Annotated in this window: 11 protein-coding genes; 4 read left to right on the plus strand and 7 right to left on the minus strand. The window is 68.9% G+C overall.

The features are described from left to right. Nucleotides 1-4 precede the first annotated feature (4 nt). Both AC3WSN_RS15865 and AC3WSN_RS15870 read right to left on the minus strand, forming a co-directional pair. On the minus strand, nucleotides 5-1,315 hold the full coding sequence (locus tag AC3WSN_RS15865) for an ABC transporter substrate-binding protein (RefSeq protein ID WP_192707598.1): 1,311 nt from the start codon (nucleotides 1,313-1,315) through the stop codon (nucleotides 5-7). Between the two features lie 73 nt (nucleotides 1,316-1,388). Then, nucleotides 1,389-2,450, minus strand: coding sequence for an ABC transporter ATP-binding protein (locus AC3WSN_RS15870; RefSeq protein WP_492539196.1), 1,062 nt, complete (start codon nucleotides 2,448-2,450; stop codon nucleotides 1,389-1,391). A 317-nt stretch (nucleotides 2,451-2,767) separates the two neighbouring features. On the opposite strand from AC3WSN_RS15870, the gene AC3WSN_RS15875 reads away from it, so the two are divergent. From AC3WSN_RS15875 to AC3WSN_RS15885, 3 genes are read left to right on the plus strand one after another with little or no spacing between them, the layout of a single operon-like run. Beyond that, nucleotides 2,768-3,961: a fumarylacetoacetate hydrolase family protein gene (locus tag AC3WSN_RS15875; RefSeq protein ID WP_192707596.1), complete on the plus strand. Its 1,194-nt coding sequence runs from the start codon at nucleotides 2,768-2,770 to the stop codon at nucleotides 3,959-3,961. 16 nt (nucleotides 3,962-3,977) lie between these two features. Continuing rightward, a complete protein-coding gene (locus tag AC3WSN_RS15880) occupies nucleotides 3,978-5,387 on the plus strand; it encodes an FAD-binding oxidoreductase (RefSeq protein ID WP_492539198.1) in 1,410 nt (469 codons plus the stop codon). Between the two features lie 10 nt (nucleotides 5,388-5,397). Next, entirely contained in the window at nucleotides 5,398-5,679 is a 282-nt protein-coding gene (locus AC3WSN_RS15885) for a DUF167 family protein (RefSeq protein WP_492539200.1), read from the plus strand. A gap of 16 nt (nucleotides 5,680-5,695) precedes the next feature. Here the strand turns inward: AC3WSN_RS15885 and kce are convergent, their stop codons facing one another. The 5 genes from kce to AC3WSN_RS15910 form a co-directional block, all read right to left on the minus strand. After that, nucleotides 5,696-6,625, minus strand: a complete 930-nt coding sequence (gene kce / locus AC3WSN_RS15890; protein ID WP_492539202.1) for a 3,5-dioxohexanoate:acetyl-CoA acetone transferase — start codon at nucleotides 6,623-6,625, stop codon at nucleotides 5,696-5,698. Between the two features lie 2 nt (nucleotides 6,626-6,627). Further along, nucleotides 6,628-7,551: a 3-hydroxyacyl-CoA dehydrogenase gene (locus tag AC3WSN_RS15895; protein ID WP_492539204.1), complete on the minus strand. Its 924-nt coding sequence runs from the start codon at nucleotides 7,549-7,551 to the stop codon at nucleotides 6,628-6,630. Nucleotides 7,552-7,645: 94 nt separating this feature from the next. Further along, the gene (locus AC3WSN_RS15900; RefSeq protein WP_492539206.1) at nucleotides 7,646-10,204 is read right to left on the minus strand and encodes a branched-chain amino acid ABC transporter ATP-binding protein/permease; all 2,559 of its coding nucleotides are present in this window, start codon (nucleotides 10,202-10,204) and stop codon (nucleotides 7,646-7,648) included. Nucleotides 10,205-10,218: 14 nt separating this feature from the next. Beyond that, nucleotides 10,219-11,094 carry a branched-chain amino acid ABC transporter permease gene (locus AC3WSN_RS15905; protein WP_192707591.1) on the minus strand — a complete coding sequence of 292 codons (876 nt, stop codon included), beginning with the start codon at nucleotides 11,092-11,094 and terminating at the stop codon, nucleotides 10,219-10,221. 7 nt (nucleotides 11,095-11,101) lie between these two features. Next, complete coding sequence (locus AC3WSN_RS15910) at nucleotides 11,102-12,361, minus strand: ABC transporter substrate-binding protein (protein WP_492539208.1); 1,260 nt, start codon at nucleotides 12,359-12,361, stop codon at nucleotides 11,102-11,104. A gap of 119 nt (nucleotides 12,362-12,480) precedes the next feature. On the opposite strand from AC3WSN_RS15910, the gene AC3WSN_RS15915 reads away from it, so the two are divergent. Further along, a complete protein-coding gene (locus AC3WSN_RS15915) occupies nucleotides 12,481-13,194 on the plus strand; it encodes a GntR family transcriptional regulator (protein WP_492539210.1) in 714 nt (237 codons plus the stop codon).

The raw sequence follows: 13,194 nt of genomic DNA on the forward strand, positions 1-13,194 counted from the left end.
CGGCTCAGGTGTTCCGGAAGATGCGCGTGGCCGCGCGCTCGGCGTTCTTGATCGCGCCCTTCACGTCCTCGCGGCCCGTGCAGTGGCTCGCGAACATGTCGACGATCACGAAGTCGGCCAGCACCGCGGCGATGCGCTCGCTCACCGGCGCGAGTCCGCCGGCGGCGAGAGAGCGCCGTCCCGCCTCGGCGAAGACCGCATTCTTCGGGTCGCTCGTCCAGATCGGGTTCTTCGGATAGTTCGACAACGGCTCGCACAGGTAGCCCTGCGCGGCTTCGAGCCACGGATTGTAGTTCGACGCCTCCATCATGAAGGCGATGAAGGCCTTACACGCATTGGGCGCCTTCGAGTACTTGAAGGCCAGGATCGGATAGGCAAGCTGGAACTCTGTCGGCTTGCCGACGGGGCCGACCGGCCAGACCGCATGGTCCATGTCCTCGGCGAGCTTCGGGTTGTCCTTCTTGGCCGCCGCGTAGATCGAGATGCCGTTGTTCGTGAGGTACAGGTCGCCGGCCAGGAACGCCTTGTTGTTGGAGGAATCGTTCCACGAGACCGTGCCGGGCACGAAGGTCTCGTACAACGATTTGACGTATTCGAGCGCCTTGGCCGTCTCCGGCGAGTTGATGACGATCTTCTCGTTGGCGTCGACGAGGTTACCGCCATGGGACCAGAGCGCCCAGTGGCACCACGTGTTGCCGTCGCCGGTGGCGTGGCCCAGGGCGAAGCCGGCCGGCGTGTTGTTCTTCTTCAGGCCCCGGCACAATTCGAGGAAGCCGGCCGTGTCAGTCGGGAACTTGTCGAAGCCCGCCTTCTTCATCGCCGAGATGCGGTAGTTCGGGTAGCCGCCGTTGAACGAGACGGGGATCGCGATCCAGTTGCCCTTGACCTTGCCGTAGGCTTCCGCGGACGGGAACCAAGGTCCGTATTTCTTGGCGAGCGAAGCCGCGACATCTTCCAGCGGTACGCACTTATCGGGAAATAGCGCCGGGAACGAGAACAGGCCCCAGACCATGTCGGGTCCCTGCCCTGTATTGGCCGCGACGGACGCCTTCGGCTGGATGTCGTCGTAGGATTCGTTGCTGACCGTGATCTTGACGCCCGTCGCCTGGGTGAAGGCGTCGACCATCTTCAGGAAGGCCTCCTCCTCGCTCGGCACGAAGCGCTTCCAACGCAGGAGCGACAGGCTGGCGCCGGGCTCCGGCTTCCACTCGGCGGTCTGCGCCCAGGCCTTGGCGAAGCCCAGCAGGTCACCGCCGACGGCGAGACCTGCAGCGGCGGCGCCGGTGAGGAGGGAACGGCGATCGAGACCAGACATCAGGTGCTACTCCCTCGAGGATTGAGTACCGCGGAGGCGCGAAGCCTCCGCCTGCTGGTGCGGTATGGCGAGGTCAGTCCGGCAGACGGCGGCCGGTCTCGGCGTCGAAAACGTGTACCCGGTTCGGACGCACGAACACGGTCTCGCCGGGTCGCTCGCTGACGCGCTCGCGCAGGACGCAGGTGAGGTCCTGGCCCGCGGCTCGCACCGCCAGCATGGTCTCCGAGCCGGTCGGCTCGACCACCACCACCTCGGCGGCGATGCCTTCCGGCGCGAGGTCGAAATGCTCGGGCCGGATGCCCAGGATGAGCGGCCGCCCATCCACCCCTGCCGGCGCCGCATCCAAGGGGATCGTCAAGCCCGTATCGCTGACGAAGACCAGATGGCCGTTCCGGCGAATCGTCCCGGATATGAAGTTCATCGCCGGCGACCCGATGAAGCCCGCGACGAACAGGTTGTCGGGTCGGTCGTAGAGATCCAGCGGCGGACCAATCTGCTCGACCACGCCGTCGTGCATCACCACGATCCGGTCGGCCATTGTCATGGCCTCGATCTGGTCGTGGGTGACGTAGATGGTCGTCGTCTTCAGCCGCTGGTGCAGCTCCTTGATCTCGGTGCGCATGGCCACGCGCAGCTTGGCATCGAGGTTCGAGAGTGGCTCGTCGAAGAGGAACACCTGCGGATCGCGCACGATGGCGCGGCCCATGGCGACGCGCTGCCGCTGGCCACCGGAGAGCTGCCGCGGGTAGCGGTCGAGCAGGCGTGAGAGTCCGAGGATCTGCGCGGCCTTGTTGACCCGGAGGTCGATCTCCGAGGCGGCCGCCTTCCGAATGCGCATCGAGAACGCCATGTTCTCGCGCACTGTGAGATGTGGATAGAGCGCGTAGTTCTGGAACACCATGGCGATGTCCCGCTCCTTCGGCGGAACATCGTTCACGACGCGCTCCCCGATACGGATCTCACCTCCGGAGATATTCTCGAGGCCGGCAATCATCCGCAGCAGGGTCGATTTCCCGCAGCCCGACGGGCCGACCAGGATCACGAATTCGCCGTCCCGGATATCCACGGATACACCGTGCAGGACATTCGTCGATCCGAAAGCCTTGCGAACCTCGCGGATTCCCACCGAGGCCATGCTTCCTCCCGATATCGGCCACTCTGACGGCGGCTCTAGAGCTTCAGTACAAATGAGGGTTCGAAGGAAAGCAAGCGGGTGCCACGGCAAAGCTGCAGATAATCTTCGATCTGTCAGGCTATGCGCTGGGAGCGGGTGACGAGGCCGTCGCGGTGAAACACGCGATGGGATGACGGACGACGTGAAATGCTATGGATCGCCGCGCCGGCCTCAATGCCGGAGAGACGGTTCCGGAGCGTCGCGCGTGGCCGCCCGAGCGGCACCCCGGCCTCCGGACTCGGGCGCGCCGCGGGCAAACATTCAGGGGAATGAAGCGCATGACGTCATCGGGTCTGACCGCGCAGGCGATTCTGCCCGCCGATGGATGCCGGGGAGCCCTCGTGGGCCGCGTATGGCGGCCGGACGTCTCGGGCCCGAGTGTCGTGGCAATCCGCGCCGATGCGGCGGGTGAGGCGCGGGTCATCGACGTTACTGCCACCTTCCCGACCATCAGCGACCTGTGCGAGGCCCGCGATCCCGGCGCTGCCTTACGGGCGACCGAGGGTGCGGATCTCGGCAGTCTCGACGCGGTCCTGGCCAACACCCCGCCCGATGGGCGCGACCCGGCCCGACCCTGGCTCCTCGCGCCGGTGGACCTGCAGGCCCTGAAAGCCGCGGGCGTGACCTTCGCCACATCCATGCTGGAGCGGGTGATCGAGGAGCGCGCCCGCGGCGACCTCGCCGCCGCCGCGGCGATCCGCGCCGAGGTCGAGCGCTTGGTCGGCCGCGACCTGCGCCGGCTGAAGCCAGGCTCGCCGGAAGCCATGGCGCTCAAGGACGTGCTGGTCGCGCAGGGCGCGTGGAGCCAGTATCTGGAAGTCGGCATCGGCCCGGATGCCGAGATCTTCACCAAGGCCCAGCCGCTCTCGGCGGTGGGCTGCGGCGCGGATGCGGGTCTCCACCCGGACTCGCACTGGAACAACCCGGAGCCGGAAGTGGCCCTGGCCGTGACGTCCGACCAGCGTATCGTCGGCGCGACGCTCGCCAACGACGTCAACCTGCGCGACTTCGAGGGCCGGTCGGCGCTGCTCCTCGGCAAGGCCAAGGACAACAACGCCTCCTGCGCTCTCGGGCCGTTCCTGCGGCTGTTCGACGACACGTTCGGGCTCGACGACGTGCGCCGCACCACCGTCACCCTGGAGGTCGTCGGCACGGACGGGTTCCGGCTGGAGGGAACCTCGCCGCTTTCTGAGATCAGCCGTGACCCGGAGGAGTTGGCGGAGGCGCTCATGGGCCGCACGCACAATTACCCGGACGGCGCCCTCCTCCTCCTGGGCACGATGTTCGCGCCGATCCAGGACCGGCACGGGCCGGGCCTCGGCTTCACCCACGCCGAGGGCGACCGGGTCGTGGTGGCGAGCCCGGAACTCGGCAGCTTGGTCAACCGCATGCGCCCGTGCGACGCCTGCGAGCCCTGGACGTTCGGCGCCCGCGCGCTGATGCGCAACCTCGCGGCGCGCGGGATACTGTGACAGAGCGTCGGCCGCCGTGCCGCCCGAGACCGAACCCGATCCCGCCGAGATGATGCCGATGACCGATGCCCGCCTCCTCGACCGCCTCGCCGCGATCGTCGGATCGTCCGGCCTCGTCACCGGCGACGAGCTGCGCGGACGCTCGGCCAACTGGACGCGGCCGACCGAGCCCTGCGCGGCCCTCGCGCTGGTCCGTCCGCGCGACACCGCCGAGACCAGCGCGGTCCTGGCGGTCTGCCACGCGGCGGGCGTTTCCGTGGTGCCGCGGGGTGGTGCTACCGGTCTCGTCGACGGCACGCTCTGCGCGCCCGACGAGATCACACTCTCGACCGAACGCATGACCGGGATCGAGCCGGTCGACACACTTGGCATGACGGTTGTGGTCGGCACCGGCGCCACCATCGAGAGCGTGCAGGATGCCGCCGCTTCGAGCGGCCTGTTCTTCCCCCTCGACCTCGGCGCCCGCGGCTCGGCGACAATCGGCGGCGCGATCTCCACCAATGCCGGCGGCCTGCGGGTGCTGCGCTACGGCATGATGCGCGAGATGATTCTGGGCCTGGAAGCGGTGCTCGCCGACGGCACGGTGGTGTCGTCCATGCGCCCGCTGATCAAGAACAATACCGGCCTCGACCTGAAGCAGCTCTTCGTCGGCACCGAGGGCACGTTGGGCATCGTCACGCGTGCGGTGCTGCGGCTGCGTCCGGAACCGGCGGGCTACGCAACCGCGCTGATCGCCTGCCCGGGCGTGGACGACGGGGCGCGGGTGCTGCGGGCGGCCCAGAGCGCCTTCCAGGGACGCGTCTCCTCCTTCGAGGGACTGTGGCCCGACTTCTACCGGCTGATGACGGCGCCCGGGCGCGCGACGCCGCCCCTCGGCCACGATTACCCGTTTTACGCGATCATCGAGGTCGAGTGCGTCTCCGAGGAAGCCGACCGGTTCCTCGGGTTGCTCGAAGGCCTGATGGGCGAGGGTACGATCCTCGACGCGGCGATCGCTTCTTCGGAGGAGCAGCGCCGGGGCATGTGGCGCATCCGCGACCGCGTGGAGCACCTCAACGCCGACGGGATCGAGCGCGCCTTCGACGTCAGCGTGCCCCTGGCGAAGATGGACGGCTACGTCCGCGGGGCGCTCGACCGGCTCGCCACGATCCCGGGCTGCCGGGCCGTCGTCTACGGGCATATTGGCGACAACAACCTGCACTGGAACACGACCCGCCTCGACGCCGCCGGCAACGCGGCCATCGACGCGGCGATCTACGAGCCCCTGGCGGCGCTGAACGGCTCCGTCTCGGCGGAGCACGGGATCGGCCTCGAGAAGCGGGCCAAGCTGAAGCTGTCGCGCTCCCACGAGGAGATCGCCGTCATGCGGCTCGTGAAGCGGGCGCTCGACCCGGACAACCGCCTGAACCCCGGGAAAATCTTCTGAGACGTGTGCGGTGGCGATCCGGCTGGCGGTGCGCCTCACGCCGCGCGGGGGGCGCGATGCCGCGGAGGGTTGGGCCCGCGACGAGAAGGGCCAACCCTACCTGAAGGCCCGGGTCACGGCCCCGCCGGTGGACGGGGCCGCGAACGTGGCGCTCGTGGCCCTGATCGCCAAGGCGCTGAAGGTCAGCCGCGGCTCGGTCCGCATCGTCACCGGCGACCAGAGCCGTCTGAAGATCCTGGAGATCGACGGCCTCGCGCAGGCGGATCTGGACAGGGTGTTCGGTCGACCGTGAGAAAGCGTGACCGCCCTTAGAATGCGACCTTGTCGCCGCCTTTCAGCGACAGGATCTCGCGCGCGTCGTCGGGCGAGGCGACGGCGAGGCCCAAGCCCTCGATGATCGAGCGCACGCGGCGGACCTGCGCGGCGTTGGTCTCGGCGAGCTTGCCCGGCCCGTCCCAGAGGCTGTCCTCCAGGCCGACCCGGACGTTGCCGCCCATCGCGGCTGCCATGGCGGCGATGTTCATCTGGTTGCGGCCCGCTCCCAGCACCGACCAGCGATACTGGTCACCGAAGAGCCGGTCGGCGGTGCGCTTCATGTGCATCACGTCGTCCGGATGCGCCCCGATGCCCCCCTGGAGGCCGAACACCGTCTGAATGAACAGCGGCGCCTGCACGAGGCCGCGGTCGAAGAAGTATTTGAGATTGTAGAGATGCGCGGTGTCGTAGCACTCGAATTCGAACTTCGTCCCGTTCGGTCCGCAGGTCGTCAGGATGTGCTCTATCTGGCCGAACGTATTGCGGAAGATGATATCCTTGTTGCCGAGATAGTCCCGCTCCCACTGATGCTTCAGGTCCTTGAAGCGGTCGAGCATGCCGAACAAGCCGAAATTCATCGAGCCGAGGTTCAGCGAGGCGACTTCCGGCTGGAAGGTCGCGGCCGGGCGGACGCGTTCCTCGATCGACATGGTCGGCGCGCCGCCGGTGGTGATGTTCACCACGCAGTTCGAACGCTGCTTGATCACCGGCAGGAACTTGGCGAAGGCCTCAGGCGTCTGGTCGGGCTGGCCGTTCTCCGGGTTGCGGGCATGCAGGTGCACGATGGCCGCGCCCGCTTCCGCAGCGCCGATGGCGGCATCCGCGATTTCCTCGGGCGTCACCGGCAGATGCGGCGACATGCTGGGCGTATGGATCGCGCCCGTCACCGCGCAGGTGATGATGACTTTCCGCTGTGAGGCCATGCTCAGTCCTTCTGTGAAGCCTTGTGGGCCCGCAGGGCTGCGAGCCGCGCATCGCGACGGTTCATGCGTGCGGGCAGGTCGGAAGGCGCCTGCCAGTTCGCCAGGATCGCCTCGGTGGCCGGCGCCTCGTAAACGCTCGGCGGTGCCGGATCGGCGGCGAGGTTCTTGTAGAAGCCGGTATAGCGCGCGCAGTAATCGGCGATACCGCCGGGCGCGTTCAGCTCGATGGTCTCGAACGGTCCCATGAAGCTCCAGCGCAGGCCCAGGCCGTCCGAGACGGTCTTATCGAGATCCTGCGGGGTCACGTAGCCCTCCGAGGCAAGGCGGAACGCCTCCGCCAGGAGGGCGCCCTGGAGGCGATTGAGAATGAAGCCCTCGATCTCCTTCAGCACCGTAATCGGCACCTGGCCGATGGCTTCGTACGTGGTCCGGGCCCGGTCCAGCACCGCCGCGTCCGTCCACGGCGCACCGGAAATCTCGACCAGCGGGATCAGGTGCGGCGGGTTCACCGGATGGCCGATCAGGCAGCGCGACCGGCCGGGCAGGCCCTCGGTGAAGAGCGAGCAGCGGATCGCCGACGACGAGGAGGCGATCACCGCGTCCGGCGGCGCCAAAGCGTCGAGCTCGGCGAACAGGCTCTGCTTCACGTCGAGCCGCTCCGGGCCGTTCTCCTGCACGAACGCGACCCCGTCGAGGGAGTCGGCAAGGTTTCCGGCGGCGCGAATGCGGCGCGCGGCCCCCTCGGGATCGGGGCAGAGGCCGTTCGCCGCGAGGGTCCGCAGACCCTCGGCGCAGAGCGGCACCGCAGCCTCGGCCACGCTCGCGGCGGCATCGAACAGGCGCACGTCCCAACCGGCGCGGGCGAAGATCATCGCCCAGGCCCGGCCGATCAGGCCGGCGCCGACGATCGCGACGGACTCGGTCATGGCTGGATCCTCCTGTGCTGACCGGACGATCCGATTCTCGTCCTCCTCCTGAGGTGGGTCGGTCGAAGGTGCCGAGTGCGACGGTAATATCTGGTCACAGCCACAGCACCTTCCGCCGCAACTCCTGATCCTCGCGCAGGAGGCGCGATTCGCCGGTCCACTGCACGCTACCGCGCTCCAGCGCGACGGTGCGGTCGGAGAGCGCGAGGGCGAGGTCGAGGTGATGGTCCACCAGGATGATCGCGATCTCGCGGCGCAGGCGGTCAAAGGCTTCGAACAGTTCCTCGGTCACGGCCGGCGACAGGCCCTCGAAGGGCTCGTCGAGGAGGAGGAGCCGCGTATCGCCCGAGAGCGCCCGCGCCACCGCCACCATCTGCTGCTCGCCCCCGGACAGGCGCGCGGCGTCCACGGTCCAGCGCTCCTTCAGTCGGGGGAAGAACTCCAGCACCCTGTCCTCGTCCCAGTGGATCCCGGCGCCGGTGAGCCGCCGAAGCCGGCCGAGGCCGAGGTTTTCGGCGACGCTCATCCCGGCGAACAGCGCCCGGCCCTGCGGCACGTAGCCGATGCCGAGCCGGGCAATCCGGTCGGGCGACAGGCCCAAAATGTCCTTGCCGCCGAGCACGATGCGGCCGGCGGCCGGCGGCGCGGTACCGATCAGCGTCTTGAGCAGCGTCGATTTGCCGGCGCCGTTGCGTCCGAGCAGGGCCACGACCTCACCCCGGCGCACCGCGAGGTTCACGCCGTTGAGGATGTGCGACTTGCCATAGAAGGTGTCGACGCCCTCCATGGCCAACAGCGTCTCGGCCACGGCCGCGCTGGCGCGCGGCTTTGCGGCGATCGCCGCCGTGCCCGAGCCGAGATAGACGGCCTGCACGCGCGCGTCGTCGCGCGCATCCGCCACCGATCCGTCGACCAGCACGGCGCCGTCGGCCATCACGGTGACGCGGTCGGCGAGGCGGAACACGCGGTCGATGTCGTGCTCGACCAGCAGCACCGGGATGTCGGCCGAGAGCGCCTTGATCAGATCGCCGACCCGCTCGCGCTCGGCCGCCGCGAGTCCGGCAAGCGGCTCGTCGAGGAGCAGGACGCGGGGCCGCGTGGCCAGTGCCAGGCCCATGTCGAGCAGGCGCTGACCGCCGTAAGAGAGGCTGCCGGCTTCCGCCCGCTCGATGCCGGAGAGACCGGTCCAGCGCAGCAGCTCGGCCGTGTCGTCGGCGATCTCGCGGATCGCCAGCGCATCACGCCAGGGGCTGAAATGCGCGTTGTGCCGCGCCTGAACGGCGAGGCGGACATTCTCCTCCACCGACAGGCCGGGGAACAGGTTGGTGATCTGGAACGAGCGGCCGAGGCCGGCCCGGGTGATCGCATGCGGCTCCAGCCCGGCGATCTCGTGGCCGTCGAGGCGGATGCTGCCCGCGCTCGGCCGGAACATGCCGGAGAGCAGGTTGAAGGCCGTGGTCTTGCCGGCCCCGTTCGGGCCGATCAGGGCGTGAAGCGTCCGGTCAGCAACCGCAAAAGACACGCCCCGCACCGCCGCGACAGGGCCGAAGTTCTTCTTGATGGCGTCGGCGATCAGCACCGGCCCGTCGGTTCGGCCCTCCGCGATGAACCGGGCCGGGACGCGGCCCGAGGCGCCGGCGCGTCGGGCCGACATGGCCGCGCCCTCGGCGGGCACGCGCCGGAACGGCTTCAGCAGCCGCGCCGCGATGCCGACGAGCCCATCCGGCGAGAACACGATGAAGGCGACGAACAGCAGGCCGAAATACAGCAGCCAGTCGGCGGTGTAGATCGACAGGAACTCGCGAAACAGGATGTAGAACAGGGCGCCGAGCGCCGGCCCGAGGAAGGAGCGCATCCCGCCGATCACCACCATGGCGAGCAGCTCGCCCGAGAAGGCGATGGAGATCGGGTCGGCCGAGGTGAAGCGGTGGCTGTAGGCCGAGAGCGCCCCGGCAAGGCCGGTGATCGTTGCCGAGATCACGAAGGCCGCGAGCTTGTAGCGGTTGGTGGCGTAGCCGAGAAAGCCGGCGCGCTGCTCGTTCTCGCGGATCGCCACCAGGACGGACCCCATCGGCGAGCGGCGGAAGCGCCAGAGCGCGATGAGCACCATGAAGGCGATCCCCGACACCGCGGCGTAATAGGCTCCGGGCTCCTGCAGCGCCTCCCAGCGGTGCAGGTTGCCGATGCCGTTCTCGCCGCCGGTGAGGTCCGTCCAGCGGAACGCGATGGCGTAGAGCATCGCCGTGAAGGCGAGCGTGAGGAGCGAGAAGTAGACCCCGCGCCGCCGCAGGATCAGGCCGCCGGCTACCAGGGCGGCCAGCCCGGTGATCGCCAGCGCACCCAGCAGCGGCAGCGCCATGTCGCCGGGGAACAGCCGCGTCTGGAGGATCGCCACCGCGTAGGCGCCGATCCCGAACCACGCCCCGTGGCCGAAGGAGGTGAGCCCGGTCCAGCCGACCAGGATGTTGAGGCCCAGCACCGCCAGGGCGAAGATCACCACGTCGGTGGCGGTGATCAGGGTCAGGCCGATCGCGTCCAGGGCGAAGGGCAGGACGATCAGGGCGGCGAGCGCCGCCCAGAGCTGGCGGCTCTCGCGCAGGATCAGGCCGCGCTGCGGCAGGGCGAGCGGCAGCGGCTCGGCGGTTCCGGACATGGGACGCTCTCCGCTCACTCGAAACGGGCGATGTGCTCGCCGAACAGACCGCGCGGGCGCAGCAGCAGGACCAGCACCATGAGACCGTAGACGGCGGCCTCAGTGGCCGGCGGATAGGCGTAGGCGGTCAGGCCCCGGACCACGCCGACGATCAGGGCGGCGAGCACCACCCCCCAGAACGACCCGAGGCCGCCGATCACCACCACCACGAAGGCGAAGGTGAGGATCTCGGCGCCCATGGCGGGATGGACGCCGGTGACCGGGGCCATCATGGTCCCGGCCAGCGCCGCGAGCCCGACCGCGATCGTCACGACCGCGGTCATGTACGGACGGAGCGAGATGCCCAGCGCCGCGACCATGTCGGGGTTCTGCACGCCCGCCCGGACCACCCGCCCGAAGCTGGTCCGCGTGAGGAGGAGCCACAGGCCGGCGACGCAGGCGAGGGCCACGACGAGGATCGAGAGCCGGTAGCGCGAGTAGATCAGGTCGCCGATGAAGACCTGCCCGCGCAGCCATGTCGGGATCCCGAACGGCACCGGCGCCGCCCCGAAGGCCATGCGCAGGGCCTGCTCGGCCACCATGGCGAGCCCGAAGGTGAGGAGCAGGCCGAGCGTCGGGTCGCCGCGGTAGAAGCGCCGAAGCAGGAAGCGTTCGATCAGGAGGCCGAGCACGCCGACGACCAACGGCGAGGCGACGAGGGCGCCCCCGAAGCCGATCGTCGGCGTCAGCAGTACGGTCAGGTAGGCGCCGATGGCGTAGAAGGCGCCATGGGCGAGGTTCACGATCCCGCCGAGGCTGAAGATCAGCGACAGGCCGAGCGCGATCAGCAGGTATTGCACGCCGATCAGCAGGCCATTGAGCACCTGCTCCAAAATGAAGACGAGCTGCATGGACGCCTCACGCCGGGAAGGTGCAGGCGTTCTCGTCGCGGGTCGTGGCGAGCACTTCCAGGCTCTCGCCCGGCCCCGGCAGCGGACCGGTCGAGGAGAAGATGTCGTAGGGGTTCTTGACCTGATCCGCCGGCAGGGCGGTGATCGCGAACATCTCCTGCATCAGCTCGTGGTCCCAGGGGCGGAAATAACCCTCGCGGACCTTGGCGATGTCGAACTTGGCGCCCGATTCGAGGTGCTCCACGACCTTGATTGACTCGGTCGATTTCAGCTCGTTCATCGACTGGGCGACGATCTTCATCGCCGTGTAGTCGCCCCAGCCCTGGTTCTCCGGCGGCTTCTTGTACTTGGCCTTGAAGGCCGCCACGAATTTTTTGGCCGAGGGCGAGTCGATCTGGTGATGCCAGATCACCGGCCACGTGCCGAGGAAGTTGCCGGGCCCGGCGCCCCAGGCGAGTGCGGTGTCGAAACCGAAGCCGGCGACCGGGAACGGGAGGCCGAACTCGCTGTACTGCTTCAGGAAGTTGGTGATCTGCGCGCCCGCGAGGTTGCAGATCACGAGGTCCGGTTTTGCCTGACGGAGCTTCAGCAGGAAGGGCGAGAAGTCGGTCAGCTCGGTGGGGATCAGGTCCTCGCCGACGACGGTCGCGTCGTGGGCCGCGAAGTACTTCTTGGCCTGCTTCAGCAGATCGTGCCCGAAGGCGTAGTCGGCGGTGAGCGCGTAGACCTTCCGGCCCTTGATCAGCCCCCGGTCGAGGAGCGCGCGGCCGCAGGCGCGCACCATCATGGTGTTCTGCGATTCGACGTGGAACATGAAGCGCTTACAGTCGGAGCCGCGCAGCGCGTCCGAGTTGGCGCCGGTGTTGATGAACAGGATCTTCTCGCGCTGGGCCACCTGGCTGATCGCCAGCGCCGAGGCGGAGTTGATCTCGCCGACGAGGCACGCCACGCGGTCGCGCTGGACCATGCGCTCGGCCTTGGCCGATGCGGTCTGCGGATTGACGCTGTCCTCCGAGAGCAGCTCGACCTTCCGGCCGGCGATGCCGCCCGCGGCGTTGATCTCCTCGACCGCCAGCTGGGCGGCCTGAACGGCGAACTCGCCGAGCGGTCCGAGGAAGCCGGTGCGCGGCGTCAGGTGGCCGATGCGGATGACGTCGGATTGGCCCTGGGACAGCGCCGGGCTCGCAAGGGCCGGCGCGAGGAGAGCAGCGCCACCAGCTCTGAGAAGGCTGCGGCGAGAAAGGGAATCCCCGAACCGGTCCGTCATCGTTCCGCTCCCGTACGTTTCCTCCAGCCGGGCTTTTTCGATGGGCTCTGCCGGCCCTCACCCAAACTGTGATCACAGATCACTAGCGCGATAGTGCCGGTTCCGTCTAGTGTCGGCACATGAGTTCCATTTCGGCACTGGCCGAACTTCCACAGCTCGAGCGGCGGACCCTGTCCGACACGGTCTACGAGGCGCTCTCGGACCTGCTCGCCTCCGGTCGACTCGCGCCGGGCGAGCGGCTGTCCCTGCGCCAGAGCGCGGCGGCGCTTGGGGTCTCGGTGATGCCGGTGCGCGAGGCGGTGAGCCGTCTGGCGGCCGACGGCGTGCTGGAGGTGGCGCCGAACCGGGTCATCCGGGTGCCGGTCATGAGCGCCGCGGCTTTCCGGGCGCTGGCCGAGACGCGCATCGCGGTCGAGGGCATCGCCGTGGCGCTCGCCGCGGAGCGACGCTCGGCCGGTGATCTCGCGGCGATCCGGCAGGCCGAGGCGGCATTCCGGATGGAGGCCGAGGCCGCGCATCCGGACCGAACCCGCGCTGTCCAGCTCAACCGCGTCCTGCACTTCGCGATCTACGGTGCCTGCGGCCTCGCACCGCTGCAGGAGATTATCGCCCGGCTCTGGCTGAAGGCCGGCCCGGTGATCAACCTCGATCTGCGTGCCCATCCGGAACGGCTGCTCCAGGGCTTCGCGCTCCGGCGGCACGCCGAGGCTCTGGCGGCCATCGAGATTCGCGACAGCGCCGCGGCCGCAGCCGCCATCGCGGCGGATATCCGCGAGGCCGCCGACTTCATCCTGTCACGCGGCGGATTGCGAGACCATCAGGGAGAGGAGTGA

The sequence above is a fragment of the Methylobacterium sp. FW102-HT35C08 genome (assembly GCF_058790235.1).